At 64.1% G+C, this 26,070-nt stretch carries 24 protein-coding genes and 1 other RNA gene; 12 read left to right on the top strand and 13 right to left on the bottom strand.

Annotated elements, in window-relative coordinates; all coding sequences use genetic code 11:
- Positions 1 to 90: 90 nt before the first annotated feature.
- Entirely contained in the window at positions 91 to 1,587 is a 1,497-nt protein-coding gene (locus NOG11_RS01885) for a SpoVR family protein (RefSeq protein ID WP_256617933.1), read from the top strand.
- Positions 1,588 to 1,719: 132 nt separating this feature from the next.
- Here the strand turns inward: NOG11_RS01885 and NOG11_RS01880 are convergent, their stop codons facing one another.
- From NOG11_RS01880 to NOG11_RS01870, 3 genes are all read right to left on the bottom strand, one after another.
- A complete protein-coding gene (locus NOG11_RS01880; RefSeq protein WP_256617932.1) occupies positions 1,720 to 2,301 on the bottom strand; it encodes a DUF427 domain-containing protein in 582 nt (193 codons plus the stop codon).
- 241 nt (positions 2,302 to 2,542) lie between these two features.
- Positions 2,543 to 2,899: a transfer-messenger RNA gene (gene ssrA / locus NOG11_RS01875) on the bottom strand.
- A 69-nt stretch (positions 2,900 to 2,968) separates the two neighbouring features.
- A complete protein-coding gene (locus tag NOG11_RS01870; protein ID WP_256617931.1) occupies positions 2,969 to 4,258 on the bottom strand; it encodes a hypothetical protein in 1,290 nt (429 codons plus the stop codon).
- 212 nt (positions 4,259 to 4,470) lie between these two features.
- Here NOG11_RS01870 and NOG11_RS01865 point away from each other — a divergent pair, with 212 nt between their 5' ends.
- From NOG11_RS01865 to NOG11_RS01855, 3 genes are all read left to right on the top strand, one after another.
- Positions 4,471 to 5,403: a D-Ala-D-Ala carboxypeptidase family metallohydrolase gene (locus tag NOG11_RS01865; protein ID WP_256617930.1), complete on the top strand. Its 933-nt coding sequence runs from the start codon at positions 4,471 to 4,473 to the stop codon at positions 5,401 to 5,403.
- Between the two features lie 230 nt (positions 5,404 to 5,633).
- Positions 5,634 to 6,428 (top strand): thymidylate synthase, encoded by a 795-nt coding sequence (locus tag NOG11_RS01860; RefSeq protein WP_256617929.1) that lies wholly within the window; start codon positions 5,634 to 5,636, stop codon positions 6,426 to 6,428.
- Positions 6,425 to 6,946, top strand: a complete 522-nt coding sequence (locus NOG11_RS01855) for a dihydrofolate reductase (protein WP_256617927.1) — start codon at positions 6,425 to 6,427, stop codon at positions 6,944 to 6,946. Before NOG11_RS01860 ends, NOG11_RS01855 begins: the two co-directional genes overlap by 4 nt.
- Positions 6,947 to 6,984: 38 nt before the next feature.
- Here NOG11_RS01855 and NOG11_RS01850 read toward each other — a convergent pair whose 3' ends face one another.
- Positions 6,985 to 8,358, bottom strand: a complete 1,374-nt coding sequence (locus NOG11_RS01850) for a DUF2254 domain-containing protein (protein ID WP_256617926.1) — start codon at positions 8,356 to 8,358, stop codon at positions 6,985 to 6,987.
- Between the two features lie 452 nt (positions 8,359 to 8,810).
- Here NOG11_RS01850 and NOG11_RS01845 point away from each other — a divergent pair, with 452 nt between their 5' ends.
- Positions 8,811 to 10,157: a hypothetical protein gene (locus NOG11_RS01845; protein ID WP_256617925.1), complete on the top strand. Its 1,347-nt coding sequence runs from the start codon at positions 8,811 to 8,813 to the stop codon at positions 10,155 to 10,157.
- Here NOG11_RS01845 and NOG11_RS01840 read toward each other — a convergent pair.
- The gene (locus NOG11_RS01840) at positions 10,130 to 11,464 is read right to left on the bottom strand and encodes a M24 family metallopeptidase (RefSeq protein WP_256617924.1); all 1,335 of its coding nucleotides are present in this window, start codon (positions 11,462 to 11,464) and stop codon (positions 10,130 to 10,132) included. The genes NOG11_RS01845 and NOG11_RS01840 overlap by 28 nt on opposite strands.
- A 303-nt stretch (positions 11,465 to 11,767) precedes the next feature.
- Here NOG11_RS01840 and nuoH point away from each other — a divergent pair, with 303 nt between their 5' ends.
- Positions 11,768 to 12,832, top strand: coding sequence for an NADH-quinone oxidoreductase subunit NuoH (gene nuoH, locus NOG11_RS01835; protein WP_256617923.1), 1,065 nt, complete (start codon positions 11,768 to 11,770; stop codon positions 12,830 to 12,832).
- Positions 12,832 to 13,320 (top strand): NADH-quinone oxidoreductase subunit NuoI, encoded by a 489-nt coding sequence (gene nuoI / locus NOG11_RS01830; protein WP_256617922.1) that lies wholly within the window; start codon positions 12,832 to 12,834, stop codon positions 13,318 to 13,320. The genes nuoH and nuoI overlap by 1 nt, the downstream gene beginning before the upstream one ends.
- 3 nt (positions 13,321 to 13,323) lie before the next feature.
- On the opposite strand, the gene NOG11_RS01825 is transcribed toward nuoI, so the two are convergent.
- Positions 13,324 to 13,509: a hypothetical protein gene (locus NOG11_RS01825; protein ID WP_256617921.1), complete on the bottom strand. Its 186-nt coding sequence runs from the start codon at positions 13,507 to 13,509 to the stop codon at positions 13,324 to 13,326.
- Complete coding sequence (locus tag NOG11_RS01820; RefSeq protein ID WP_256617920.1) at positions 13,502 to 13,837, bottom strand: ribbon-helix-helix domain-containing protein; 336 nt, start codon at positions 13,835 to 13,837, stop codon at positions 13,502 to 13,504. The genes NOG11_RS01825 and NOG11_RS01820 overlap by 8 nt, the downstream gene beginning before the upstream one ends.
- Positions 13,838 to 13,923: 86 nt before the next feature.
- On the opposite strand from NOG11_RS01820, the gene NOG11_RS01815 reads away from it, so the two are divergent.
- On the top strand, positions 13,924 to 14,679 hold the full coding sequence (locus NOG11_RS01815; protein WP_256617919.1) for a 7-carboxy-7-deazaguanine synthase QueE: 756 nt from the start codon (positions 13,924 to 13,926) through the stop codon (positions 14,677 to 14,679).
- A gap of 14 nt (positions 14,680 to 14,693) precedes the next feature.
- Here NOG11_RS01815 and NOG11_RS01810 read toward each other — a convergent pair whose 3' ends face one another.
- Positions 14,694 to 15,362: a GOLPH3/VPS74 family protein gene (locus NOG11_RS01810; RefSeq protein WP_256617918.1), complete on the bottom strand. Its 669-nt coding sequence runs from the start codon at positions 15,360 to 15,362 to the stop codon at positions 14,694 to 14,696.
- A gap of 193 nt (positions 15,363 to 15,555) precedes the next feature.
- Between NOG11_RS01810 and NOG11_RS01805 the strand changes: the two genes are divergently transcribed.
- Positions 15,556 to 18,231 (top strand): M16 family metallopeptidase, encoded by a 2,676-nt coding sequence (locus tag NOG11_RS01805; protein WP_370468214.1) that lies wholly within the window; start codon positions 15,556 to 15,558, stop codon positions 18,229 to 18,231.
- A gap of 214 nt (positions 18,232 to 18,445) precedes the next feature.
- On the opposite strand, the gene uvrB is transcribed toward NOG11_RS01805, so the two are convergent.
- The gene (uvrB, locus tag NOG11_RS01800; protein WP_256617916.1) at positions 18,446 to 20,626 is read right to left on the bottom strand and encodes an excinuclease ABC subunit UvrB; all 2,181 of its coding nucleotides are present in this window, start codon (positions 20,624 to 20,626) and stop codon (positions 18,446 to 18,448) included.
- A gap of 136 nt (positions 20,627 to 20,762) precedes the next feature.
- Between uvrB and NOG11_RS01795 the strand changes: the two genes are divergently transcribed.
- Together NOG11_RS01795 and NOG11_RS01790 are read left to right on the top strand one after the other, a co-directional pair.
- Positions 20,763 to 20,930 carry a DUF1328 domain-containing protein gene (locus tag NOG11_RS01795; protein ID WP_256617915.1) on the top strand — a complete coding sequence of 56 codons (168 nt, stop codon included), beginning with the start codon at positions 20,763 to 20,765 and terminating at the stop codon, positions 20,928 to 20,930.
- A 103-nt stretch (positions 20,931 to 21,033) separates the two neighbouring features.
- On the top strand, positions 21,034 to 21,558 hold the full coding sequence (locus NOG11_RS01790; protein WP_256617914.1) for a Dps family protein: 525 nt from the start codon (positions 21,034 to 21,036) through the stop codon (positions 21,556 to 21,558).
- An 88-nt stretch (positions 21,559 to 21,646) separates the two neighbouring features.
- Here NOG11_RS01790 and NOG11_RS01785 read toward each other — a convergent pair whose 3' ends face one another.
- From NOG11_RS01785 to NOG11_RS01775, 3 genes are all read right to left on the bottom strand, one after another.
- Positions 21,647 to 22,576: a M23 family metallopeptidase gene (locus NOG11_RS01785; RefSeq protein ID WP_256617913.1), complete on the bottom strand. Its 930-nt coding sequence runs from the start codon at positions 22,574 to 22,576 to the stop codon at positions 21,647 to 21,649.
- A 1,207-nt stretch (positions 22,577 to 23,783) separates the two neighbouring features.
- Positions 23,784 to 24,050, bottom strand: a complete 267-nt coding sequence (locus tag NOG11_RS01780) for an anti-sigma factor (protein ID WP_256617912.1) — start codon at positions 24,048 to 24,050, stop codon at positions 23,784 to 23,786.
- Positions 24,051 to 24,058: 8 nt separating this feature from the next.
- The gene (locus NOG11_RS01775; protein ID WP_256617911.1) at positions 24,059 to 24,589 is read right to left on the bottom strand and encodes a sigma-70 family RNA polymerase sigma factor; all 531 of its coding nucleotides are present in this window, start codon (positions 24,587 to 24,589) and stop codon (positions 24,059 to 24,061) included.
- Between the two features lie 328 nt (positions 24,590 to 24,917).
- Between NOG11_RS01775 and NOG11_RS01770 the strand changes: the two genes are divergently transcribed.
- Positions 24,918 to 25,049 carry an entericidin A/B family lipoprotein gene (locus NOG11_RS01770; RefSeq protein WP_256617910.1) on the top strand — a complete coding sequence of 44 codons (132 nt, stop codon included), beginning with the start codon at positions 24,918 to 24,920 and terminating at the stop codon, positions 25,047 to 25,049.
- Positions 25,050 to 25,116: 67 nt separating this feature from the next.
- Here NOG11_RS01770 and NOG11_RS01765 read toward each other — a convergent pair whose 3' ends face one another.
- The gene (locus NOG11_RS01765) at positions 25,117 to 26,058 is read right to left on the bottom strand and encodes a sensor histidine kinase (RefSeq protein ID WP_256617909.1); all 942 of its coding nucleotides are present in this window, start codon (positions 26,056 to 26,058) and stop codon (positions 25,117 to 25,119) included.
- Positions 26,059 to 26,070 lie beyond the last annotated feature (12 nt).

Raw genomic sequence — 26,070 nt, 5'->3', positions numbered from 1 at the left:
ATCTTCACACCCTGTTTGCCGTTAACCATGTATGCTAGAACGGCTGCCCGCGCGGCAAGAAAGCTGCGGGTGAACCCTGGGGCTTGAGATATGAGCGCGACACCGAAGACACAGCTTCTGTTCGACGAGGCCGCCTGGACCTTCGAGGACCTGCAGCGCACCTTCGATGCCATCGAGGATATCGGCCTCAATGATCTCGGCCTCGACGTCTATAAGAACCAGATCGAGATCATCACCTCCGAGCAGATGCTCGACGCCTACTCCTCCCACGGCATGCCGCTCATGTATCGGCACTGGAGCTTCGGCAAGGCGTTCGCACGCGACTCGATGAACTACCAGAAGGGCTATACGGGCCTCGCCTATGAGATCGTCATCAACAGTGATCCGTGTATCGCCTATCTGATGGAGGAGAACTCCATGACCATGCAGGCGCTGGTCATGGCCCATGCCTGTTTCGGTCACAACCACTTCTTCAAGAACAACTACCTCTTCCGTCAGTGGACGGATGCAGGGTCCATCCTCACCTATCTCGACTTCGCCAAGAAGTATATCACGCGGTGCGAGGACGAGTACGGATGGGAGGAGGTCGAGCAGACCCTGGACGCCGCCCATGCCCTTCAGGACCAAGGCGTATTCCGCTACAACCGCCCGCCCAAGCTCTCCCAGACCGAAGCCGCCGCCAAGGTGCAGGCACGCCTCGAACATGAGCGCGAGAACTTCAACGACCTCTGGCGCACTCTGCCGCAGAAGGAAGAGAGCGACGAGGCCGTCGAGGCGCGCCTAGGCGAAGTCAAGAACATCAAGCTACCCGAGGAGAACATCCTCTACTTCGTGGAGAAGGCCTCACCCTCCTTGCGCCCCTGGCAGCGCGAGCTGATCCGTATCGTGAGGAATGTCAGCCAGTATTTCTATCCGCAGAAGCAGACCAAGGTGATGAACGAGGGCTGCGCTACCTTCGTTCACCACTACATCATGAACGAGATGCACCGTAGGGGGCAGATCTCCGACGGGGCGATCCTCGAGTTCCTGCACTCCCACTCCTCCGTGGTGTTCCAGCCGGAATTCGACGACCGCCGCTATTCCGGCATCAACCCCTATGCGCTTGGCTTCGCCATGATGGAGGATATCGTCCGCATCGTGACCGACCCGACGGACGAAGACCGCGAGTGGTTCCCCGCCATGGCTGGCCACGGCGACTGGCGCGGCGAGCTCAAGGACGCCTGGGCGAACTTCCGCGACGAGAGCTTCATCCAGCAGTACCTCTCGCCCAAGGTCATCCGCGACTTCCGCCTCTTCGCCCTGGGCGATGACGGCAAGAAGCCCTACTACCGCGTCGCCTCCATCCATGATGAGGCGGGCTACCGCGACACGAGAGACGCCCTCGCCACCATGTACGACCTCGGCATGCACGAGCCGAACCTCCAGGTCACCGGCGCGGACCTAGAGGGCGACCGCACCCTGAAGATCCGCCATACGGTGTACAAGGACCGTGTGCTGGACAAGAAAACCAAGGACGCCGTGCTGGGGCACCTACGGTTCCTCTGGGGCTACGACGTGGAGCTTGAGCAGGAGAGTGCTGAGGGGTAGGCCGGTTCCCCTCCCCCTTCCAGGGGGAGGTGCCCGAAGGGCGGAGGGGGACCATGCTCTAGCGAAGTCGCTAATTGCAACTCCCCTCCGTCAGCTTCGCTGACACCTCCCCTGAAGGGGAGGACTAGAAAACTACCACCCCTCCGAACCCGGAGCACCCTTGATCGGCCCCGTGATCCGGCTCGTCACCCAGCCTGCGTAGTAGCCGCCGGGCTGGGGCGTGGCCCTCTCCTCCCCCACCCATACCTCGTCCATAGCGCCCGCGTAGAACACGTACCATCCGGCGATGCGGGAGAAGCCTTGCCCCAGATCGTCCAACGGGTCGGGATAGCAGTAGACCGCTCGCTTCGCCGTCTGTCCGTTCACGGTGAGATCAAAGTAAGCTGCCTCCCCCTTCCATTCGCAGAAGGTGCTACCCGGCGAGGGCGTCAGCAGCTCCTTGCGAACGTCTTCGGGCGGGAAGTGGTAGACCGGCGCCCCGGCCGTCTCGACGACCTTCAGCCCGCGCGAGGTCTCGGCCACCACCTCGCCGCCGAACACCACCTTCAGCGGTGCCTCGGCCTCGCGCACCTCAGGCGGGCGTGGATAGTCCCAGACGCTCTCCTGACCAGGGCCAGGGGTTTCGATATGCGCTGGATGAGGCGCATCCATCCAGCTCTCACGGTGGGCTGCCAAACGGCGGATGAAGGCGGGATTATCGGGAAGGTCGGCCATGTTGTCTGATAGCCTCGTTCAGGCGGCCACGACATCCGACGATATGCCGCCCATCCGACTTGTAGGGTGGGGTGCTAGCGGACAGTCCCCCTCCGCCCTTCGGGCACCTCCCCCTAGTAGGGGGAGGAAGCAGCAGTCCCACCTCTCCCGCTATGAACGCGAGCGAAGCGAAAGCGAAGTCGAGCCAGCGCTCAAGTAGGAGGCCGGTCAGGCCGACGGTAGCGCCATAAATAAGAGAGAAAGTGCCGGGGTTCTGTTGCCAGGCCCCCGGCGGCCCCGCCTAGCGCTGATAAGGCACTAGGGCTTTAAGGTCGGTTTTCCCGCGCTGCTACGCAGCGAGAGCGAAACCTTCATCGTAGTTGTCGTTTGCAACTATCAAAACGGTCCAATGACGGAGACCATCCGAACGAAAGCAGAGCCTTTACACGTCTGTCGATGCTATGTCGGCCCCGCCGGAACCCCCGCTTCCGCAGGGCCTCTGGTGGAGCCGCCGGGTACCGCCCCCGGGTCCAGTCCGCTTATTACGAACGCCATTTATCGTCATATCTGCCGAAGCAGCCCTGTTCATATAGGGGCGGGAGCTCGGTTTGACCAGACCAATGAGGAAAACCCGCCGCGAGGGAAGGGGCTCGCGGCGGGTTCGCTCCCATGAAACACACGGTGAGAGCTAGGCCTCCTTGTCGAGAGCCTGAGCCTGCATCTTCTCCAGGAACATCGAGGTGATGTCGTAGGAGTAGAAGAGCCCGAGGGCTGCAAAGCCGTTGACCTGCCGGTAGCTGCCGGGATCGGTGCCGCGCTGATCCGCGAGCTGCTCCTTGGTCTGGGCGGCCAGCTCCTGAAGGCGCGCCAGCCCCCGCTCCTGGGCCTCGATCACCTTGTCGAGATAGGGGTTGGGGCCGTACTCCACCTTCTCGGTGGTCTTCAGGCCTTCCATCTCGGCAAGGATCGCCTGGCGGGCCTCGGCGGCTGCGCTTAGCACCGCTTCGGAGCTTACCGCACCGGCAGCGCCCTTGGTGGTGGTGATCTCGCTCAGCGCGAGGCCCGAAGCGCCGTTCGGGTCGAAGCCCGCCTGTTTGGTCAGCATCAGGGCGTCCACCGCCGTACCGTCCTCGCGGACCCAGAGGTTCAGGGTCTGGGTGCCCGCCTCCGCCACATTGATGGTCACCGCCTGGCCGGTGAAGGTGTCGCCGGTCTCCCAAGTCATGGCGGTGGTGCTCAGCGCGATGCCGCCCTCGCCCGTGGAGACCTCGCCGTTCAGGCCCACATGGACGGAGTTGCTGTCCGTGTCGCCGTACCAGCCTGCATGGCCGCGGACCCAGACGGTGTAGGTTCCTGCCTCCTCGAAGTCGATCTTGTAGTCGAGGCGGGCCGCGTTGGCGGTCACGTCATCGGCGTCGCGGTACTGGTAGGTGCCTGCGACCTCGGTGGCGTACATCCGGTCATTGGCGGAGTTCGCCACCCAGACCGGCGCACCGTCCGCGCCTGCGTTGTTGGCCGTGTACTGCTCGGCGTCGACGATGACCGCGTCGTTGCCCGCGATATAGGTCAGCTCGTCGGGTCTCGTTGCATCCTCCAGCGCGGTGAGGCCAACAGCCAGCTCTTCGGGGCGGCTAAGTCCCGACAGCGAGACCTCCCCGTCCACGCTCGCCTCGGTGACCGAGGCGGTGAAGCTGTCCAGCTCGGCAAGCTTGGCCGACAGCGCCTCGTAGCGGTCCTCGTCGCTGACCACCGTGCGGTAGGAGGCCTGGCCGAGCCCCTCGAGGAAACTTTTGGCGAGGTCGATCTCGCTCGAGACCGTCAGCCGGGCGGCCGTGTTCTGAAGGCTTTTCAGCTCCGCTGATTTTTCCAGCGTGGCCAGTTCCTGCGCCTTGATCCGGTCGTAGAGGGACGATGCATAGGGGTCGTAATTGTTCGATCCGTACAGCGAACCGCTGGCGATCGAGGTGAAACTCGTCATGACTGCTTCCTTTCTCTCCCCGTAACAGAGATTGCTGGTTGGTTCGGGAGCTCGCCTAGGTTGCAGCGGGGCGTAAAAGGTTCGGTATAAAATAACGACCGCTCGGTTAATGCGGGTTAGCCATGGTGGGGTTCACAAGGCGCGGACGGCACGCGAGCCCAGAGCGCGAGGCGTGTTGAGCCCTTACGTCCTCTCGCCAAGGAGCCCGCGTCATGCGCCTCGCCCCCCTCTTTTCCGCCCTTTTTGCCGCAGCCACACCCGCCCTGGCCGAGCCGCTCAAGGTTCAGGTCCAGGATCTGACGGTCGAGTACGAGGTCTTTTTCGCGCCCATGATCCCCGGCGAGGTGCTCGACCTTCAGGTCATGGGTCGGCCCAGCGAGAACGAGATCCGCTTCGACGCACCGGACCGCGGCGAGGCGCTGGAAGGCGAGATGAAGCTGGCCTGGAAGGCTCCGGACGAGCCAGGCCACTACCCCCTCACCATCACCGACGAGACCACCGGGGACCGCTTCACCCTCAACGTGCTGGTGGGCTATCCGAAGAGCGATATCGAGGACGGCGCCCTCAACGGCTACAAGATCGGCCAGTACGAAGAGCAGCCCCTGCGCGGCCAGGACACCTACCTGCCCCCCGAGGGCTTCATCGAGGTGAGCGAGGAGACGAAGGACGTCCAGGTCTCACCGCATTTCCGCCTCGGCCAGTTCATCTGCAAGCAGGAGACCGATGCCGAGGCGCGCTATGTGGTCCTGCGGCCCGAGCTTCTCCTGAAGCTCGAGCAGGCCGTCGATCTCATCCAGGACGAGGGCTTCGACGTCGGCACGCTCTACGTCATGAGCGGCTACCGGACGCCGTGGTACAACAAGGCGATCGGCAACACGACGAGCTATTCGCGCCATCTCTACGGCGACGCGGCGGACGTCTTCGTCGATATCAGGCCGAAGAACGGCGTCATGGACGACCTCAACGGCGACGGCACGGTGGACAAGGCTGACGCCAACCACCTTTACGATGCGGTCGAGCGCATGGCCTCCGCGAACACCGAGGTCAGCATCAAGGGAGGCATCGGCAGCTACGCCGCCAACGCGGCGCATGGGCCGTTCGTGCATATCGACACGCGGGGCACGCCCGCAAGGTGGGGGCGGTAGGGTCGTTCTTACCTCTCCCGTTCACGGGAGAGGTCGAAATCTACTGATTTCGGGTGAGGGCCTCGGCGAAGCCGTAACGACGGCTGGTACGCTAAAACCGATCTCAGCAGCCCTCACCCTCGGTCCGTCGGTCGTATACGCCCAACCCCGCCAGCGGGAGAGGGAGGCGCTAGTGGCACCGTTCATAACTCAGCCATCCCCCTCCCCCGAATCGGCGCTAACTCCCATCCATGCGCGCCTATCACGACCTCCTCACCCGCGTTCTCGAGACCGGCATCGTTCGCGACGACCGCACGGGCACTGGCACCCGCTCGGTGTTCGGCCATCAGATGCGCTTCGACCTGCAGGAGGGCTTCCCGCTCCTCACCACTAAGCGCGTGCACAGGAAATCGGTGATCCACGAGCTTCTCTGGTTCCTGCGCGGCGAAACGAATGTCAGGCCTCTTCAGGAGGTCGGCGTCAGCATCTGGGACGAGTGGGCCGACGAGGACGGCGAGCTTGGCCCTGTCTACGGCGCCCAGTGGCGCTCCTGGCCTGACTATGACGGCGGCACGGTGGACCAGATCGCCCGCGTCCAAGAGGCGATCCGCCAGAACCCGCACTCGCGCCGCCACGTGGTTTCCGCCTGGAACCCGGCGCTGGTGGACGAGATGGCCCTGCCGCCCTGCCACTGTTTGTTCCAGTTCTACGTCGCTGACGGCAAGCTCTCCTGCCAGCTCTACCAGCGCTCGGCGGACATCTTCCTCGGCGTGCCCTTCAACATCGCCTCCTACGCGCTCCTCACCCACATGATGGCGCAGGCCACCGGGCTCGGCGTGGGCGAGTTTGTCCATACCCTCGGCGATGCGCACCTCTATATGAACCATGAGGAACAGGCGAAGCTGCAGCTCTCCCGAGAGGAGAGGCCGCTGCCCACCCTGCGCCTCAACGAGGAAGTGCGGGATGTTACCGCCTTCCGCTACGAAGATATCGAGGTGGCGGGTTACGACCCCCATCCGGCGATCAAGGCGCCGATAGCTGTATGAACGAGAACATCCGTATCGCCCTAGTGGCCGCCCGCGCGAAGAACGGCACCATCGGCCGCAGCGGCGACATGCCGTGGCAGATGAAGTCCGACCTGCGCTGGTTCAAGACCGTGACCAGCGGCAAGCCGGTCATCATGGGGCGCAAGACCTTCGAGAGCATCGGCGGACCCCTGCCGGGCCGCACCAACATCGTCGTCACCCGCCAGGGCGACTACGAGGTCGAGGGCGTTCTGGTCGTGCACGGCCTGGAGCGAGCCCTGCGCATCGCCGAGATGGACGCCCAGCAGAACGGCCAGGACGAGCTCTGCGTCATCGGCGGCGGCGAGATCTATCTCGAGGCCCTGCCCAAGGCCGCCCGCATCTACCTCACCACCATCGAGGAGGAGATCGAGGGCGACACCTCCTTCCCCGAGCTCGACCCCGAGGAGTGGCACATCCAGCCCGCCACCCGCATCGAGGCGTCGGACAAGGACGATCACGACGCAAGGATCGAGATCTGGTCACGGGCGGTGCACTGAGCAATGAGGCTCGCTTAGAGAAAGGTGCCCCCTCCGCCCTACGCCCGTCCCTCGAACCAGGCCGCCTCGTTTCTCAGCGCCAGCCGCGCATCCTGCGACCGCAGTGCTCTTTGAGCCAGCTTGAAGCGCTCGTTCACCTCCGAGGTCCAGGTGGCGTTTCCATTCAGCGCCTCGACCTCGTCCACCAGGGAGCGGAGCTCCTCCTCGATCCGAGCCAGTCGCCTTCCTGCAGGCAGCCTTACCGCCACCTCCGTCAGCACCGTGACAAGATGCAGCGCCGCGTTGCGGTCGGTGGCTGCATAGGGCCTGACCGCGCTGAAGCTGCGGCTGACGAACTGGTCGAAGGTCATTGTGGAGATCTTCACCCGGTGCGGTCCGTGCCCCGCCTCTTCGTCTCTCGACCCGTAGGCGTTGGCGCCCACATGCAGCCAGTTGAAGCACGCCGCCGCGGTCTGCGGATCGTTGATGCCGGGGGAGAGCGCCCTGCCTGCGATCTCCACCAGCGTATCCACAAGGAAGAGGACGTTCTGGTCGGGGGTCTTCTGCTTGCCCACCGAGAACATGCTGCGGAGCTTGTCCGCGACGCCCTCGGAAACACCCGCCGGCGGCATGACATCCATCAGCACGTCCTCTCTCGTCAGAAAGTCGCCGGGGGCGTACTGAAGGTCGATCAGCAGGTCCTCTTCCTCGGCCAGCCTCTCGATGGAGGCAGTGTCGATCGTCTCGACATAGCCGTCCTTGCCCGCCGCGATCGAGATGCGCTCCCGCCCCTCCGCCGCCTTGTCGAAGTCCTCGCCGAGCGCCTCGACCTCGTCGCTGCCGTCGTAGTCGTTGGGGAAGAGGTCGGTCATCTTGTCGCGAAGCTGACCGCCGATCTCCGTCGTCAGGTGCTGGATATCGATGGACTCAGGCACGTGGTGAAAGAAGTAGATCAGCATGCCGATCGAGATCAGCGCCAGCACCAGGGTCACGAGCAGCGAGGCGTAGGGGATGAACGCCTCGATCTCCCCCGCCTCGCCAGACTGGCGCACGGAGCCCAGGATGAGGATGGCGTAGACGAAGGTGGCGATGAAGATGCCCAAGGTCGCCTGGTTGGCCCGGTCGCGCATGAAGTTGCCGATCAGGCGCGGGCCGTAGTTCCCGCTGGCGAAGCTGACCGTGGCGATGGTGATCGAGAAGGTCACCCCAGCCACCGAGATGATCGAGCCGGCAATGGCCGACAGGATCGCCCGCGCGCCGCCGGGCGAGGCCACCGAAAGCGGCCCGAAACCGCGCAGCGCTTCGGCGTCGATCACGAGGTCGAGGCGGCGCGTCCCGCTCGCCAGGACGAACGCCAGCAGCACCATGACGCTCGGAAGGAACCAGTAGCTCGCGCGGACCTGACGGATGAGGCTGATAAGGAACGTTCGCATCGCATGTTAGATTACCCGCACGCAAGGAAAGGCAAGGGGCGGTGATAGGGCTGCCGCAGCTTCTCTCATTCGCGGCCTTATCTCACCTCTCCCTCCGGGAGAGGTCGAAGGCTGCCAAAGCAGGCTTCGGGTGAGGGCGTTCATCGAGCGCGCTCAGCTCCCGGTAGTGTCTCAGTTTGGATCCTGTCCGAGAGATTTGCTCAATGCCCACCTCTCCCGCCTGCGGGAGAGGTCAAAGGCTGCGTAGCAGGCTTTGGGTGAGGGCCTCGGCGAAGCCGTTCTGCTGCGCTTACCATCGCGAACGGCGCTCAGAACCCCCTCACCCTCGGTCCCTCTCCCGCGGCGCGGGAGAGGGAGGCGGTACTTGCCAGGCTTTCGAACTGAGACACTACCCACGTCCCGCCCGCCTTGCGGACCCCGTCCGCCCCAGCCAAGCTGCCCACATGTACCGAATGCTAGCCCTCCTTCTCCTTGCCGCCTGCACCGCCACCGAGCCGGAGACGCCGTCTTCCGACCGTGCATCGGTAGCCATGGTGGCCGACGTGGAGCTGAGCGATGGGCAGTGGCAGGCGGACCTCATGCTCCCTATGGAGGCGCAAGCCGTGCTCTTCGACCGCGCCCTTGGGACGAGGGCCGAGCGTTGGGCGCTGCTGACCGAGGGTGCCTCCCTCCAGAACATCGGCGGCTTCGATGCGGTCACGTCGGATAGGCCGCTGACGGAGCTGTCCTTCCGCGTCCTGCCCCACACGGAGCCCATCCGCCAGGACTACACCCCCTTCATCCCCTTCTCCGATGGCAGCGCCGCGCTCTTCACCGGGCAGTTCGGGCTCCTTTCGGCCGAGAACGTCGCGGCCATCGAAGCCATGGGCGGTGACCTTTCCCGCTCACAAGGGGTGCAGTTCCCCCTCCTTACACGGATCACCGCCGACCGGCCCATGGTGACGACCGATGGGGTGATCGAGCCCGGCCGCACCTACGAGACAGAGGGCGGCACCTTCGTCTATGTGGGCGGCATCGAACCCTTCGAGAGCGGCAACCTGACCCTGGTCACCGATCCGGGTCTGCCGCCTTGGCTGACGGACGATCTAGATACGGCGCTGGCGAAGGTGTTCGATGCGCATACTGAGGGGTGGGGGCGGAGGCTTGCCGATGGCGCCCTTCTCTTCCTCGCCTTCAGGGGCGCCGAGAAGGACGGCTTTTCGAGCCAGGGCTCCGTCGCCGGACGGGTGCTCGGCGCGTCCCTCAGCGGCAGGTCTCTTTTGAGGCCGAACCCGGCCATCCGCGACTACCTCACCTGGTTCTACGCCCATGAAGCGGCACACCTCTACCAGAACGATGCGGGCACGCCTGTCAGCAACGCGCCCGAGGCTTGGATGCATGAGGGCGCTGCCAGCTACCTCGCCAACCGCATCACCGAAGAGCTGTCTCCAGGCCATGGCGGTTTTCGTCAGTCCCAGGACAAGTCGGCGGCGAACTGCGCGGAGACCCTTTCGGAAAGCGATGGCGTCACCATCGACGGCGGCGGCGGGACCTACCAGATCGCCTATGATTGCGGCGCGGTGATCGCCGAGATCACCGACCTCCTCACCCCCATGCGCCTCGAAGCCTTCTGGACGGAAGCGGGGGAGGCGTACGGCCGCACGAAGCCCTTCACCACCGAAGCCTTCTTCGGTGCTCTCGAAACAGCAGGCGCGCGGGAGGAAGGCATCGCAGCCCTGCGCGGCTTCATCACCCAGCCTCAGCCGGACGCGGCGGACGCCATCGCCGACCTCTACTCCGTGGCCGAAGGGATCAGGTGAAACCGGGTCTGGCGACCGTCCATGAACCGGACCGTTTCGCCATCGAAGAACGCCTCTTCCTCCGCACGAAAGCTGACGTCCTGCCCGCCCCATTCGGCGACGGCGAAGGCGTTGTTCAGCTCGATCGACCACGCGGTCATGGGCCGCAGAGGCCGGTAGCCCATGGGGTGGTCGGTGCCCTGATCGTCCCACCAGCCGATGGGGCTGCCCCCGCCGTGCCCGTGATAGCCTATGCCGTGGCTGTAGTAGCTGGGGCGCAGGCCCTCCCCCGTGGCGGCACGCCGGGCCGCCTTCAGAATGTCGTTGCTCTTGCGTCCCACCTCGAACGCCTCGGTCAGATGATCCGTGGTCCGGTTCAGCGCAGCCAGCCCCTCGCGCAGCCCTTCCGGCGCCTCGGTCTCGCCGGGCCGCAGGACATAGGTGTGCTGCTGGGTATCCGTGTTGAGCCCCAGATAGGTGATGCCAAAATCCACCCATAGGAGGTCGCCGGGGCGGATCACCTCGTCGGGCTTCAGCTTGGCCGCGTCCTGCACCGCCTCGCGCTCCGCCCGCTGAATGGTGACCGAGGGATGGAACCAGACCTCCATGCCGAGCTCCGTCACCTTGTCCCGCATCCACCAGCGTACATCATCCGTGGTGGTCTCGCCGGGGGTGATGACGGCTTCCGAGAACGCCTCGTCGATGATGTCGTGGGCGATGCGGACGATGCGGGGGTAGACCTCCATCTCCCGCTGCGTCCTCGTCTCCAGCCAGTCGAGGGCGAGCTGATCGGCGCTCCTGACCCGCCCGCGCAGCTTCTTCGGCAGGGCAGCCATCAGCTCCTGGTGCTGCTGGTGGCTGAGGCCGTCGGCGAGGCCATGCTTCTCGGAGACGTTGATGCCGATCGCTTGCGGGTCGTGCCCCTCGATCAGCGCGGCGAGGGCGGCCCACTGGTCGGGCTCCTCCTCGGGGTTCCAGGCGGAGGGGAACATCGTCCCCACCGGGTAGCGCGCCACGGCGTAGCGTCGCACCTCGTCCCCCTCACGGGCGAAGACCAGGATGGTCCGCCGCCGCGCCGAGAGCCAGGTGGCGGGCAGCATGGTCTCGACCACCGGGTCCTCATTGTACTCCCGCGCCACCAGCACCCAGAGGTCGATGCCGCGCGCCTCCATCAGACCCGGCAGCAGGTTCTCCAGCCGGTCCTCCAGAAGCGCATTGCGCAGCGCCGCTCGCTCGCGCTCGGGGAGGACCGGCATAACCTCGGCACGCTCCCCCGTGGTGGCGGGCTGGAGAAGGGTGAGGAGCAGAGCGGAGAGGAGAGTGAGCATGGATGGGTGGTAGCCGGGTTGAAGGCGGGGCGGAACTCACCAGCGCAGCCCTCTAGACGATCACCCCCGTAGGGTGGACGCGAGCAGCGGCCACCTGGCCAGCGCAGGTCAACACGAAAGGTGGCCGACTGCCGCCGTCCACCCTACAAGGTACAAACCTCACCCGCCAAGAACGCGAGCGTAGCGCAGCGAAGTCGAACCAGCGCTCAAGTAGGCCCGCGGGTAGCGGGCCGGTAGCGCCAAGATAAAGAGCCGCGCCGAAACCCCTTTCCTCCCGGCGAGCCCTAGGCTATCCGCCGCGCCATGGATTTCTTCACGACCCGCGACTGGACGAACCCCTTCCTCGGGACCGCGACCACCTTCGTTCAGGCCCTTATCCTGCTCCTGGCGATCCTCGTCAGCCTCGCCTTCCTGCTGCTCTTCGACCGCAAGGTCTGGGCGGCGGTGCAGATGAGGAAAGGCCCCAATGTGGTGGGCGCGTTCGGCCTGTTTCAGTCCTTCGCCGACTTCTTCAAGTTCGCCTTCAAGGAGGCGGTGATTCCCGATGGTGCGGACAAGACCGTCTTCCTGATCGCGCCGATGATCAGCTTCGTTCTGGCGGTGATCTCTTGGGCGGTGATCCCGGTGGGCGCGGGGCTGGTCGTGTCCGACATCAATGTCGGCATCCTCTACCTCTTCGCGGTGAGCTCCTTGGGCGTTTACGGCATCATCATGGGGGGCTGGGCGTCGAACTCGAAATACCCCTTCCTCGGCGCGCTGCGGTCCGCCGCGCAGATGGTGAGCTACGAGGTCAGCCTTGGGTTCATCATCATCTCGGTGCTGCTCCTCGTCGGCTCGATGAACCTCAGCCACATCGTCCTCAGCCAGGACCGCGGGCTTGGGATCCTCAACTGGCACTTCATCCCACTCTTCCCGCTTTTCGTGATGTTCTTCATCTCGGCCCTGGCCGAGACCAACCGCCCGCCCTTCGACTTGCCGGAGGCCGAATCCGAGCTCGTCGCCGGCTACCAGGTGGAGTACAGCTCGACGCCGTACCTCCTCTTCATGATCGGCGAGTACATGAATATCGTCCTCATGTGCTCGATGACGGTGATCCTGTTCATGGGCGGCTGGCTCAGCCCCTTCGGCGACCTCCTCGGCCTCAACGCCGCATGGCTCGGCCCCTTCTGGTTCGCGATCAAGGTGGTCTTCGTCTTCTTCATGTTCGCGATGGTGAAGGCCATCGTGCCGCGCTACCGCTACGACCAGCTCATGCGCATCGGCTGGAAGCTGTTCCTGCCGACCTCCATCGCCTATCTCGTGCTGGTGGCCGGGGCGCTGCTCTTCGTGCCCGGCCTCGACAACCTCTTCCACTCCTGGAGAACCTAATGGCCCGCATCGCCCAGGCCCTCAAAGGCGCCCTCCTCACCGACTTCGCCTCCGCCTTCTGGCTCGGCCTGAAATATTATTTCCGGCCGAAATTCACCGTGAACTACCCCTATGAGCGCGGCGCCATCTCGCCCCGCTTCCGCGGTGAGCACGCCCTCCGCCGCTACCCCAACGGGGAAGAGCGCTGCATCGCCTGCAAGCTCTGCGAGGCGGTCTGCCCGGCCCAGGCGATCACCATCGAGGCCGAACCCCGAGGCGACGGCTCCCGCCGCACCACGCGCTACGACATCGATATGACCAAGTGCATCTATTGCGGCTACTGCCAGGAAAGCTGCCCGGTGGACGCCATCGTCGAAGGCCCGAACCTGGAGTTCGCCACCGAGACCCGTGAGGAGCTCTTCTACAACAAGGAGAAGCTGCTCGCCAACGGCGACCGCTGGGAGCGCGAGATCGCGCGCAACATCGAGCTGGATGCGCCCTACCGGTAAGGGTTATTCTGGGGGCAGCCCTCGGGATTGCGCTTTGAACCCCATCTCGATCAGCAGTTCGATGCGCATCAGCCGCTTTTCGTGATCTTTCAGATCGCCTTGGATCTCGTTGATATCTTTGGAGATACCGTCGAGCTTGTCCTGCAGAAGCAGAACACGCCTCAGATTGCTCATGAGGCTCTCAAACATCGGCTTTTTCCGGTAGCGGGAACGGCCAAGAGGTTGCGGTGAGCGTAGGAGCGGCTTTCCGCAGCTCTTCCAGCTCAGCCCTCCTCGCCTTTGTTCGTTCGGCGAGCGCATCCAACTTCGCTTCCATGCGGTCGGCCATGTTTCCGAGCTCGTCAGCGAGATAGGACAGCTCTTCCCAATCGACATCCGGCTCGTAAAACTCCACCGCGCGGCGGATCAGCTCACTAGAAGATATTCCAGCCGCCTTGGCCTTGGCGTCGATGGCCTGCTTCTCTTCCTCGCTGACGAGGAGGTTGATGCGTTTGGGGCGGGTCGCGGTTATACTCATACACATACATATATGTGTTTGCGCACAGCTTGGCAAATCAGGGCCGGTGCTTGCCCTTCCCCACCGTAGCTACGATAGGACTCAGCATGCCCACCGCCCCGCCCTCCCACCAGCTCCGCCTCGCCGTCGGCAAGGACGGCGGGCCTGAGATCTTCCGCTCCTTCCAGGGCGAAGGGCCGGTGGCGGGGCAGGTCCGGGCTTTCATCCGCCTGTCGGGCTGCAACCTCCACTGCCGCTGGTGCGACACGCCCTATACCTGGAACTGGCAGGGCACCGACTACGAGCATGTGGACGGAGAGAAGTTTGCCCCGGCGCAGGAGATGCTACGGCTACCGGTCGAAGAGGCAGCGGCCAGCGTCCTCGCCCTTGCCGCGCCGGGGGTAGTCATCACCGGCGGCGAGCCGCTGATGCAGCCTAAGGCGCTGGAGGCGTTCTGCCAACAGACAAAGAGCGGCCAGCCGGACTACCGCCTGGAGGTCGAAACCAACGGCACGCTCAAACCGTCCCAGACCTTGGAGCAACTCGTCGACCTCTTCGTCGTCTCACCCAAGCTGCCCCATGCAGGTCACGAGGAGGACGTCGCCGCCCCCGCCCTGGCCAACCACCGAGGCAACCCGCGCGCCGTGTTCAAGTTCGTCGCGAAGACCCCCGGTGATGTCGAGACAGTCCGTAGGCTTACCGGTGGGATCGAGACCAACCGCATCTGGATCATGCCGGAGGGACGCTCTCCCGCCGAACTCGACCGTCATCTCACGACCATCACCCCGGCGGTCCTCGACGCAGGCTTCAACCTCACCGACCGCCAGCATATCCGCCTCTTCGGCGACACGCGCAGCACGTAGGCCGTCTTGCGAGATCAACCCGAAGCAGCCCCCACTGCGGCGGTGCTGGCGATGACCGCAGCGCTGGCCTGCACCGCGGCAATGGCCTGCTTCACAGCCTCGGCGGCGTGACCGGCCTCGTCGGCCATGTCCTTGATCCTGGCACGGTGTTCCCTGGCAAACTCCCTGCCTAGTACCCTCTTCGCGGTGCCCGTCACCGAAAGAAGCGCGATCAGCACGGCCGCTCCGTCGTCGACAGGTCCGTCCGAGGACAGCGCGTTCTTCAGCTCGTCTATGATCCCCGTGCGCACCGCCGCATCGTTCAGCGTATAGTGGTTCCAGCGGAAGAAGAGAAACCGCCTAGCCTCTCGCTGAAGCATGCCTTCCGAAGCCAGTGCTTCACGCAGCAGCTTCGTCCGCTTGCCGCTTCCTACCGCCGTGACGAGCGTCGAGGGCTTCTTGCCGAAACCCTTCTTGGCCATGGCCGCCCATGCCGAAACGTAGAACGGATGATCCGTGACCAGCGGCTTCACCTCGTGGACCCGCGAGCGGCGCCCCTCCCCCTCTACCCGGAGGTGACCGTCCAGCAGCAGCTCTGCCAGCACACAGCCAGCCAGCGCCAGATCGACCGAGGATGAAAGAGACCGCCCGTTCTCTCCGGTCAGCAGAACCAACAGTTCCTCACTCAAGCTGAGATCACGCATCGAACCTCTCCTTACCATAGAGATAGGAACGCTGGGGGCCTGCCGAAAGAGCAGCGGAGGACACCGCACCGCGTTGTTTCCCGGTCGTCTTTACCCTAAGAGCCCTTATCGTTTTTCGAAAAGCCGCAACAAGGCGGCCTAGGAGAAGCTCTTGAAACGCCTACTATCCCTCGCCTCCAGCGGCGTCGCCCTGATGGCCTCGGCCCTCGCCCAGGACATCGCCATCCCCTTCGAGAAGTTCGAGACCGATAACGGCCTCACCGTCATCGTCCATGAGGACCGCAAGGCCCCCGTGGTGGCGGTCAGCGTCTGGTACAAGGTCGGCTCCAAGGACGAGCCCGAGGGCAAGTCCGGCTTCGCCCACCTCTTCGAGCACCTGATGTTCAACGGCTCGGAGAACTATGACGGCGAGTGGTTCCTGCCGCTGCAGGAGATCGGCGCAACGGGCCTCAACGGCACGACGAATTTCGACCGCACCAACTACTTCCAGACCGTGCCCACACCGGCGCTCGACCGCATCTTGTGGATGGAATCGGACCGCATGGGCCACTTCCTCGGCGCGGTCACCCAGGAGAAACTCGACGAGCAGAGAGGCGTCGTCCAGAACGAGAAGCGCCAGGGCGAGAACGCTCCCTACGGACGGGTCTTCAACAACATCATCGAAGGTCTGTTCCCGGACGAGCACCCCTACGGCCACACGGTCATCGGCTCGATGGAGGACCTCAACGCCGCCTCCCTCGAGGACGTGAAGGCCTGGTTCGAGGAGTATTACGGCCCGAACAACGCCGTTCTGGTGCTTGCAGGCGATATCAATACTGAAGAAGCCAGACCCCTGGTCGACAAGTATTTCGGCGATATCGAGGCAGGCCCGCCGCTCTCCAAATGGGAGAGCTGGGTGCCGAAGCGCGAGGCGATCAGCCGCGAGACCATGGTGGACAACGTGCCCCAGGCACGCATCTACCGCGTCTGGGTAGCGCCGGGCGACGCGGATCCGCAGTCCACGGACCTCGCCATCGCCGCCTCAATCCTAGGCGACGGCAAGAACAGCCGTCTTTACAAGGATCTTGTCTATGACAAGCAGATCGCGACCGATGTCGGCGTCTTCAACCTCGAGCTTCAGATGGCGTCCATCTTCGGCATCACGGCCTCGGTCAAGGATGGCGAGAGCGTCGAGGAGGTAGAACAAGCCCTCGACCGTCAGATCGCGAGCTTCCTCTCCAAAGCGCCCCGCCGCGACGAAGTCGAGCTGGTCGCCACCAAGACCCGCGCGGGCATCATCCGCGGCCTCGAAGAGGTCGGCGGCTTCGGCGGCAAGGCCGTGACCCTGGCCCAGGGCGAGCTCGTCGCCGGCGACCCCGGCTTCTTCCAGCGCGAGCTTGAGGAGCTTGACGAGGCTACGCCGAAAGCCGTCCAGGCAGCCGCGCAAGAGTGGCTCGGCGACAACTACTACCAGCTTACCGTGCTGCCGAACGAGGAGTACGCCGCCTCGAGCCGGGGAGTCGACCGCAGCAGCGGCCTTCCGCCCGTGTCCGGCGAGACCGAGCTCGATTTCCCCGACGTTCAGACGGCGGAGCTGTCGAACGACATGCAGGTGGTCCTGGCCGAGCGCTCGACCATCCCCGTAGTGAACATCGCCCTGCAGTTCGATGCGGGGTATGCGGCGGATGCTGGCGGCAAGCTGGGTTTGGCCAACTTCACCACCTCCATGCTGGACGAGGGCGCGGGCAAGTACGACGCGCTGGAGCTCGCGGCGGAGCTTGAGCGCCTGGGCACCACCCTCAGCGCAGGCTCCAGCCTCGACACCACCACGGTGCAGATGTCGGCGCTGAAGGAGAACCTCCGCCCCTCCCTCGACCTTCTTGCCGATGTGGTCCAGCGCCCCACCTTCCCCGAGGAGGAGATTGAGCGCCAGCGCACGCAGATCCTCACCGGCATCAGCCAGGAGAAGGTGAACCCCACCGCCATCGCCATCCGCATGCTGCCGCAGATGATGTATGGCGAGGACCACGCCTACGGCGTACCGCTCACCGGTTCGGGTACGGAGGAGGCCGTCTCCTCCATCACCAAGGCGGACCTCGAGAACTTCCGCTCCACCTGGATGCGCCCCGACAACGGCACGCTCTATGTGGTCGGCGACACCACCATGGAGGAGATCCAGCCCGTTCTGGAGCGGACCTTCGGCAAGTGGCGGGCCTCCGGCGAGAAGCCGACCAAGAACGTGGCCGAGGTCGGCTATGCCGAACCGAAAGTCGTTATCGTCAACCGTCCGGGCTCGCCGCAATCGGCGATCCTCGCGGGTCACATCGCCCCGCCGACAGGCGCCGACAACAATATCGAGATCTCGGCCATGAACGAGATCATCGGCGGCGGTTTCAACAGCCGCATCAACTCGAACCTGCGCGAGGACAAGGGCTGGTCTTACGGCAGCTTCTCCACCCTGGTGGGTGCGGAAGGTCAGCGGCCCTTCATCATTATCGCCCCGGTGCAGACCGACCAGACCGGCGCGTCGATCGCGGAGATCCAGAGGGAGCTGTCCGCCTTCCTCGGTGAGACACCCGCCACCCGTGAGGAGCTCGAGCGGGTGGTGCTCGACAATGTCCGCTCCCTACCCGGACAGTACGAGACCTCCGGTTCGGTGCTCGGCAGCCTGCTGTCGTCGGGCCGCTACGGGCGGGAGTACAACTACCCCGAGACCCTGCCGGCGAGCTACCGCAACCTCTCCACCGCCGACATCACCGCGGCAGCCAAGGAGGTGCTGAAGCCCGAACAGCTCATCTGGCTCATCGTCGGCGATGCCGAGAAGATCAGGGACGAAGTCGAAGCCGCAGGCATCGGCGATGTCGAGGTGATCGACGCAAGCGATCTGTAGACACTTCTCCCCTCTCCCCGCCGGGGAGAGGGGCCGGGGGTGAGGGGGAGTGGTCAGGAGTTCTGTGTCCATCTCGTCTAAGCTAAACGCCTTCCCATGGTCGCGTAGCGATCCGTGGGACCCAACTCCTCACGCTGCGAAAAAGACAAACCCCAGAAGATGGACCCCACGGACAAGCCGTGGGGAACCGTCTCGATGATGATGATCTGGACCTTCAAGCCGTCGCCAGATCCAGCTCCTGCAGCTTCTTGATCTCATCCCGTAGCTCCGCCGCTTTCTCAAAATCGAGGTCCGCCGCCGCCTCGCGCATCTGCTTCTCGAGGCCCTTGATATGGGCCTGCATGTTCGCACCCGGAGCATAGGCTGCACGCTCCTCGGCCATGCCGCCCATGCCGGACTTCGCGCCGCCGGTGAGCTTCTGCGAGCTGAAGGTCGTGCCCGCCGCAGCCTTCACCGCCTCGTCGTCACTATCTACGATCTCGGCGATCCGTGCCGAGACGGTCTTCGGCGTGATGCCGTGCTCTTCGTTGTGGGCTAGCTGCTTGGTCCGCCGCCGCTCGGTCTCGGCGAGCGCCCGCTCCATCGAGCCCGTCCGCTTGTCGGCGTAGAGGATGACCCGCCCCTCGACGTTCCGCGCCGCCCGGCCGATGGTCTGCACCAGGGAGGTCTCGGAGCGGAGGAAACCCTCCTTGTCCGCATCGAGGATCGCCACGAACTTACATTCGGGGATATCGAGCCCCTCGCGCAGGAGGTTGATGCCGATCAGCACATCGAAGACGCCGAGACGCAAATCACGGATGATCTCGATCCGCTCCACCGTGTCCACATCGGAGTGCATGTAGCGGACCTTCACGCCCTGCTCGTGCATGTACTCGGTGAGGTCCTCGGCCATCTTCTTCGTCAGTGTAGTAACGAGGGAGCGCCCGCCCTCGGACGCCACCTTCTTCACCTCGTCGATGACGTCATCCACCTGACTGAAATTGTCCTTCGCCACCGGTCTGATCTCCACCGGCGGATCGACGAGCCCCGTCGGGCGGATCACCTGCTCCGTGAACACACCATCGGTCCGGTCGAGCTCCCAGGAGCCCGGCGTCGCCGAGACATGCACCGTCTGCGGACGCATCGCGTCCCACTCCTCGAACTTCAGGGGCCGGTTGTCCATGCAGCTCGGCAGGCGGAAGCCATACTCCGCCAGGGTCCGCTTGCGCGCATAGTCGCCCTTGAACATGGCCCCGATCTGCGGGATCGTCACATGGCTTTCATCCGCGAACAGAATGGCGTTCTCCGGCAGGTACTCGAACAGAGTGGGCGGCGGCTCGCCGGGTTTGCGGCCCGTCAGGTACCGCGAATAGTTCTCGATCCCCTGGCATGACCCCGTGGCCTGCATCATCTCCAGGTCGAACTGCACCCGCTGCTCCAGCCGCTGCGCCTCGATCAGCTTACCCTCCGCCGTCAGCACCGGCAGCGTACGCTCCAGCTCCGCCTTGATCGATTTCATGGCGCGGGAAAGCGTCGGCCGCGGCGTCACATAGTGGCTGTTCGCGTAGAGACGAACCTTGGGCAGGGTCTGCGTCTTCTTCCCCGTCAGCGGGTCGAACTCGGTGATCTCCTCGATCTCATCGCCGAACAGGGTCACCCGCCAGGCCACATCCTCGTAGTGCGCCGGGAAGATCTCGATCGTGTCCCCCCGCGCACGGAAGGTGCCGCGGGTGAAGGCCGCATCGTTCCTCTTATACTGAAGCGCCACGAGGTCGGCCAGAAGCTGCTTGCGCTCGATCTGTTCGCCTACGTTCAAATCGAACACCATCGCCGTATAGGTCTCGACCGAGCCGATACCGTAGAGACACGACACCGAGGCCACGATGATGACATCGTCCCGCTCCAAGAGCGCCCTCGTCGCGGAGTGCCGCATACGGTCGATCTGCTCGTTGATGGTGCTTTCCTTCTCGATATAGGTATCGGTCCGGGGCACATAGGCTTCGGGCTGGTAGTAGTCGTAGTAGCTGACGAAGTACTCCACCGAGTTGTTCGGGAAGAACGCCTTGAACTCGCCGTAGAGCTGGGCCGCCAGTGTCTTGTTGTGCGCCAGGATCAGAGCGGGCCGCTGGGTCGCCTCGATGATCTTGGCCATGGTGAAGGTCTTGCCCGAGCCCGTCACGCCCAAAAGCACTTGGTCGCGCTCATGCACCTTGATGCCGTCCACCAGCTCCTCGATGGCGGCGGGCTGGTCGCCGGCGGGCTCGTAGTCGGAGACCACCTGGAAGCGCTTGCCGCCCTCGGACTTGGACGGCCGCTGGGGGCGGTGCGGCGTCCACTCCAAGGGCTGCAGCCGCCCGTGATAGGTGGCGATGGCTTCGGAGAAACCGGTTCCGTCAGGGATGAGCTCTTCGGACATGGTGCCTATCTAGTTACGATCACGGCTTCGCGACAGTAGCCTTTCCAACTGTTGTAGCGGCAACGCAAAGCCTGCCCCCCGTGTTCCCTTGACCATGAACGGGGAGCGTTTTCCCTGCAATTCGAAGGAGATCGCCATGCTTGGATGGGCGCTGACATTTCTACTGATCGCACTGATCGCTGCTGCCCTCGGTTTTGGCGGGGTGGCGGGAGCCGCCTCCTCCATCGCGGTGGTACTGTTCTGGGTTTTCCTGGCGCTCTTCGCCGTCTCCTTAGTCATGCGTCTGGTGAGCCGAGCCAAATAGGCCGTTACAGCCTTCAGGAACGCTTGAGCGGAGGTTCCACCGCACTGACGACCCCCGGTGCGGGCGCTACCTGTGACTCACACGGATGAAACAGGAGAACACCATGACCGAAGCCCACCATATCGACCAGCCGGAGCACGTCGTCGAGAGCGGTCTCGACCGCGACGGCCGAAAGGAGCTCTGCTCCATGCTCGGCGAGGCGCTGGCCAGCACCTATGTGCTCTACCACAAGACCCACGCCTATCACTGGAACGTCACCGGTCCGCTGTTCTACTCGGTCCACAACATGACCGACGAGCAGTACCAGAACCTCGCCGCGGCCATCGACGAGATCGCCGAGCGTATCCGCGCTCTCGGCTTCCCCGCCCCGATCGGTCTGAAGAGCTACTACGAGACCAGCACCATCAAGGACGTCACCGGCATCCCCGATGCCGGCACGATGGTCCGCGAGCTGGCCCTCGACAACCAGCACCTCGCCGGTTCCATGCGCAAGATCGTGGAGAAGGCCGAGGAGATCGGCGACAGCTTCACCGCCGACTTCGTCACAGATCGCATCGGCACCCATGAGGAGTTCTCATGGATGCTCTCCGCCCTGGCCATGGGCGACGAGCGCACCCCCACCCCGTAAGCTGGGCTTACGACCGAGAACGAAGAAGGAAGGCATCCGAACGGGTGCCTTCCTTTCGTTTAGCGGCGGATTCGCGTTCGGCGCCGACCTACAGGCAGTCGCCCCTGGCCAGGTAGCGCCCCTGGAAGGTCATGATGACGGGCTCCGGATCGGCCTCTTCACCTTCCGGCACGATGGTTTGAGCATTGATGTGCAGATGCGGCTCTTCGGTGTTGCCCGAGTGGCCTATGCGGCCGATCGGGGCACCGGCGGCAATCTCCTCTCCCTTCCGAACGCTCACCGAGCCCTGGGCCAGATGGGCAAGGACGACATCCGCCCCCTCGCACCTCAACATGACGTAGTTGCTGCCCGATCGGTCCCGAAAGCGCGCACCGGCGGGGTGGTCCGGCCGGTCGTTCGCCATCGCGGTCACATAGCCATTGCAAGGCGCGGTGACAGGCTCGCCATAGGCCAGATACGTCTTCACATTCTCAGGTTGCGGAACGGGGCTGAAGGCCCTCGTACGGTTGCCGAACCGGTCGTGTTTGACGAGATCGACCGAGTGCTTCTCGAACGCTCCGCCCGGCACGGCCGAGGTGAGAAAGTGCTGGTTCAGCGCAAAGGACGATCCGCCCGACAGCACGCAGATATTGGAGGACAACGCCATGGGGGAAGCCAGGTCGATCACCGGCCCACCCGGCTGGCTGTGCCCGCGCACGCCCTGCCAGAGGAGCACGGATCCCACTGCAAAGGAGCAGAGGGTGGGGACGGCGAACGAGACGGCTCGGGCCGATGAGGTTGCGGATCTTCGCTTTCTCAGGTGCACTATGCTGACGAAAACCATCGCAACGGCAATCCCCCAGCGCGCAAAGCCCGGCGGATAGTACCAGACCCCCGCCACGAAGAGGCCGAGGACAACCGTCCAACCCGCCGCAACCCTGATCCAGGCCTCCCCCCTCGAACGGGATCGCAGCAGAAAGAGCCCGCCCAGGATCAAAGCGACTACAACGATCTGAATGATGGATGCCCATGTCAGCATGCCTCGCCCCCTGTTCTGCTCAGCTTTCGCCAGGCAGGCTCCCAGTCTTGGTACCCGCGCCGCAACATCCTTTCATCGCGGCATTCGGGCGGTTCGCCGATTCGTTGCCTAGTCAGTCCGATAAGGTGGTCTACCCTACGGCCCCACCTCTCCTCCAAAGCCCACATCTCCCCTCCACGCCTTCCCATGGTCGCGCAGCGATCCACGGGACCCATCTCCGAACAGCAGGATAGGCGCCGCGGGCAGGAGATGGGTCCCTCGGTCTTCCGCTTCGCTACGCCGTGGGAAAGCGGATGGAGAGGCGGATGCCCGTAGGGCGGCTCGCGAAGCGTGCCGCCGTTCGTAGGAACTGCGGTCGCAGGCGGCACGCTTCGCAAGCCGCCCTACTGTTCGCTGCACCCTAGCGCTCCCCGCCCTCTCCTCATCCCCTATGTTCCCCCCATCGCAGCAGGCGTTCGGGGCGGGGGGCGCCATCCACTTCGGTCTGCTGCCTTGGTGAGGCTTCGGGGCGGGTGGTTCTGGGGGCGGCGCAGCAGATGCTCGTCCGCTTACCGTCTACCCGTAACTGGACCCGAGCAGGGCGAGCTAAGGATTGGCCCCTGTTCAGAGCCCCGCCAAGCTGGCGCGCGGCGTAGGGAGATGGGCCTCCCTCATGCAGCAGCACCTTCTTTGTTTCACACCCAAGCTGCGGCAGCGCCGCGCGCCGGGCCCCCGTTCCGATGAACTGTCCGCGCTAAGCGGATGGTTGTGTTGCGTGCCTTCTGACGTCATCCCGGAAGCCGAAGGCTATCCGGGACCCATGGACCGGTCAGCTCTCAAGAACTCAACGTGCCGCTCAGAAGACTACCCGTAGGCCATGGGTCCCGGATCAGCTTCGCTGTCCGGGATGACGGCGGAAGGAGCCGTACCGCCCAGCAAAGATGGCCGCCTGCCGGCGTCCACCCTACGGGCCGTCATTCCGGGGACGCGTAGCGTAGCCCGGAATCCAGAATCGAAGCCGTAGAAAAAAAGCGCGCCGCTCAGCAAGGCAACCCGGAGCGAGTCTGAGTTCCAGGCTCAGGCTTCGTCTGTCCCGGAATGACGAAAGAAGGAAGCCGTGCCTGCTGAGCGATCACCCATGACCAACCGCAGGCCACTCACGCAACGAAACCGCAGACGGAAAGTCTTGCAAACCAATCGATTCCTACCGCAAACCGAACCCGGTCGGCTACGCGCTCGCCCCGATCAGGTGCCGCCTCGGTTTGCGCCGTGCCAGAAGCCGGTCGATCTCCGACTTCAGCTTCTCGTCCCTGTAGACCTCGTCGCGCACGGCCTTGAGGTCGAAATTGTTGCGCAGGTAGCGGGCTGCCCTCTCGAGCGGGAGGTCACGTTCCGCCAGAAACACTTCGACGGCGGCCTTCCGTTCTCCGGAAAGCTCGCCGTCGATATAGGCGTGGATGTCCTGCTCGGTAATCAGGTGAACTTTATTGTCCATACCTCCATTTACACGGAGGCTGCAACAACGGTTCCCTCCTCGCCCGAGTTTTCCAGAAGATCACGGAGGCGCGAGCGGGCGCGGCTGAGGCGCGAGCGCACCGTGCCGACCGGAACCTCGAGAAGCTCGGCGGCCTCTTCGTATTTGAGGCCCTCGATGGCGACGAGAGAGAGCACCACCTTGTCGTTATGGGGCAGCTCGCGGAAGCTTTCGACGACGTCCTGGTAGTGCATTTTCTCCTCCTGAAAGGCACTGATCGAGAGTTTGGACTGGGGGGCATCCTCCATGTCCACGGCGACGCCGCGGACTTTGTCCCGGCGGATCTGGTTCAGGAACACGCGGCGGCAGACGGTGAACATCCACGAGCGCAGGTTCTGGCCATCGAAGAGGTGCTGCTTGCGGAGGCAACGCTCGACGCAGTCTTGCACCAGGTCCGAAGCCCGATCGTCGTTCCGCGTCAGCGTGTAAGCGAAACGGTACAGCGCCGGTAGGCAGGCGTTGAGGTCTTCGGTGGAAATGGTGTTGGCTTGGTTTGTCATTCTCTGCTCCGACCTTTGGTCTGAAGAAAGAATTAATCGAACCAGGTTTTTTCGTCAAAGAGTATCGCGTGGTGAACCGACGCTAGAACTATTACCAACCGATAGCGTTCCACTTCATCTTCCTGATAATGATGGGTGACATCACTTATGAACACCTTCTCAGTACTATACCACATCGCACCGATCGGAGTGACAGGGATGACCCACTCATGTCACTCATACTAAGATCGGCAGATGGAAAGGGCTTTCGTCACCATGCGGCTCGGCGCTGCGGAACGGGCGCAGGGTTGAGCGGGTTGGTCACAGGTTCAAACAAGGGAACGATCCTATGAAGAAACTGGCCAGCCTGTTCGCCCTGCTCCTCTTCTCCGCCGGCCTCTGTGCCTGCGAGACGATCCAGGGCGCGGGCCGGGACATCGAGAGCGTCGGCGAAGAGATCGACGAGGAAGTCGGCAACTGAGCCGAACTTCTACTGAAACGAAAAAAGGGCGGCTCCGGCCGCCCTTTTTTGTGAGGTATGCTCGGCCCTAGTTCTCGAAGCCCCGCAGGCTTACGGTCAGGGCGCCGTCCTTGTGGTCCCAGGTGGCCTCGCCGTTGAGGTAGTTGCGGCAGAAGAGCTTGATGATCGAGATGCCGAAGCCGTCGACGAACGCTTCTTCCTGCGGCCCGCCCCGCTCGCGCCAGGTGATCTCAAAGCGCGGGCCTTGGTTCTGCCAGTCGACACAGACCCTACCCCCTTGGCTGCGAAGCGCGCCGTGCTCCGCGGCGTTGCTGCCGAGCTCGTAGAGGATCAGCCCCACGGCCGAGGCCTGGCCGGGCGACAGGTAGAGGGGCGCGGAGGAGAGAGACAACGAAGCCCTAGAGTAGGCGAAGGGCGCCAGCACCCCCTCGGCCAGGGTCCGCAGATCCACGGTCTGGCGAAGAAGGTGCGGGTTGATAGGGTCGATGCCGGTGTTCGAGTAGGCGACGTTCAGCGCCTGGATCCGGCCAAGGGTAGCCCTGGAGAAGTCCTCGACGTCCTCGGCATAGCGGCCCGAGAGCGTGATCAGCGCGGTCACCACCGACATGATGTTGCGGACCCGGTGGTTGAGCTCCTGCACGGCGAGGGTCGCGCGGTCCCTTGATGCCACCTCATGCGAGCGCATGGAGGACGTCTCGCTGGAGATGTCGGCCAGAACCCCCTCGATCAGACGGTGCTGCCCCTCCCCGCTGACCCGGCCCCTGACGAGGAGGTCCGTCGTTCCGTTCGAACCGCGTATGGGAACGAGTGCGTTGACCACCGTGGCTCCGGTGAAGACGCGGCGCAGCAGCTTGGAGAGGTGCTCCCGATCGGTCTTCGGTATTGCGGACCAGACCGCCCTCAACGTGGTGGGGGCCTGGCGATGAAGCAGCTGCAGAAATTTCGGCTCTTTGATCTCGGCGCTCCACCGCAAGGGAACACTGAAACTGACGATACCGAACTCGTCCATGCTCGCTCTCTA

This window comes from Parvularcula maris (assembly GCF_024505085.1).
Taxonomy (GTDB): Bacteria; Pseudomonadota; Alphaproteobacteria; order Caulobacterales; family Parvularculaceae; genus Parvularcula; species Parvularcula maris.
Note: the sequence above shows the minus strand (reverse complement) of the source record. Positions and strands in the feature narration are given on the sequence as shown.

Coding starts and splice junctions, on each gene's coding strand:
- NOG11_RS01780 (WP_256617912.1), bottom strand. CDS start 24,050: ATGGACAATAAAGTTCACCTGATTACCGAGCAGGACATCCACGCCTAT.
- nuoI (WP_256617922.1), top strand. CDS start 12,832: ATGGCCCGCATCGCCCAGGCCCTCAAAGGCGCCCTCCTCACCGACTTC.
- NOG11_RS01815 (WP_256617919.1), top strand. CDS start 13,924: ATGCCCACCGCCCCGCCCTCCCACCAGCTCCGCCTCGCCGTCGGCAAG.
- NOG11_RS01845 (WP_256617925.1), top strand. CDS start 8,811: ATGCTAGCCCTCCTTCTCCTTGCCGCCTGCACCGCCACCGAGCCGGAG.
- NOG11_RS01840 (WP_256617924.1), bottom strand. CDS start 11,464: ATGCTCACTCTCCTCTCCGCTCTGCTCCTCACCCTTCTCCAGCCCGCC.
- NOG11_RS01865 (WP_256617930.1), top strand. CDS start 4,471: ATGCGCCTCGCCCCCCTCTTTTCCGCCCTTTTTGCCGCAGCCACACCC.
- NOG11_RS01805 (WP_370468214.1), top strand. CDS start 15,556: ATGGCCTCGGCCCTCGCCCAGGACATCGCCATCCCCTTCGAGAAGTTC.
- NOG11_RS01820 (WP_256617920.1), bottom strand. CDS start 13,837: ATGAGTATAACCGCGACCCGCCCCAAACGCATCAACCTCCTCGTCAGC.
- nuoH (WP_256617923.1), top strand. CDS start 11,768: ATGGATTTCTTCACGACCCGCGACTGGACGAACCCCTTCCTCGGGACC.
- NOG11_RS01880 (WP_256617932.1), bottom strand. CDS start 2,301: ATGGCCGACCTTCCCGATAATCCCGCCTTCATCCGCCGTTTGGCAGCC.
- uvrB (WP_256617916.1), bottom strand. CDS start 20,626: ATGTCCGAAGAGCTCATCCCTGACGGAACCGGTTTCTCCGAAGCCATC.
- NOG11_RS01810 (WP_256617918.1), bottom strand. CDS start 15,362: ATGCGTGATCTCAGCTTGAGTGAGGAACTGTTGGTTCTGCTGACCGGA.
- NOG11_RS01870 (WP_256617931.1), bottom strand. CDS start 4,258: ATGACGAGTTTCACCTCGATCGCCAGCGGTTCGCTGTACGGATCGAAC.
- NOG11_RS01850 (WP_256617926.1), bottom strand. CDS start 8,358: ATGCGAACGTTCCTTATCAGCCTCATCCGTCAGGTCCGCGCGAGCTAC.
- NOG11_RS01770 (WP_256617910.1), top strand. CDS start 24,918: ATGAAGAAACTGGCCAGCCTGTTCGCCCTGCTCCTCTTCTCCGCCGGC.
- NOG11_RS01790 (WP_256617914.1), top strand. CDS start 21,034: ATGACCGAAGCCCACCATATCGACCAGCCGGAGCACGTCGTCGAGAGC.
- NOG11_RS01785 (WP_256617913.1), bottom strand. CDS start 22,576: ATGCTGACATGGGCATCCATCATTCAGATCGTTGTAGTCGCTTTGATC.
- NOG11_RS01795 (WP_256617915.1), top strand. CDS start 20,763: ATGCTTGGATGGGCGCTGACATTTCTACTGATCGCACTGATCGCTGCT.
- NOG11_RS01775 (WP_256617911.1), bottom strand. CDS start 24,589: ATGACAAACCAAGCCAACACCATTTCCACCGAAGACCTCAACGCCTGC.
- NOG11_RS01765 (WP_256617909.1), bottom strand. CDS start 26,058: ATGGACGAGTTCGGTATCGTCAGTTTCAGTGTTCCCTTGCGGTGGAGC.
- NOG11_RS01885 (WP_256617933.1), top strand. CDS start 91: ATGAGCGCGACACCGAAGACACAGCTTCTGTTCGACGAGGCCGCCTGG.
- NOG11_RS01860 (WP_256617929.1), top strand. CDS start 5,634: ATGCGCGCCTATCACGACCTCCTCACCCGCGTTCTCGAGACCGGCATC.
- NOG11_RS01855 (WP_256617927.1), top strand. CDS start 6,425: ATGAACGAGAACATCCGTATCGCCCTAGTGGCCGCCCGCGCGAAGAAC.
- NOG11_RS01825 (WP_256617921.1), bottom strand. CDS start 13,509: ATGTTTGAGAGCCTCATGAGCAATCTGAGGCGTGTTCTGCTTCTGCAG.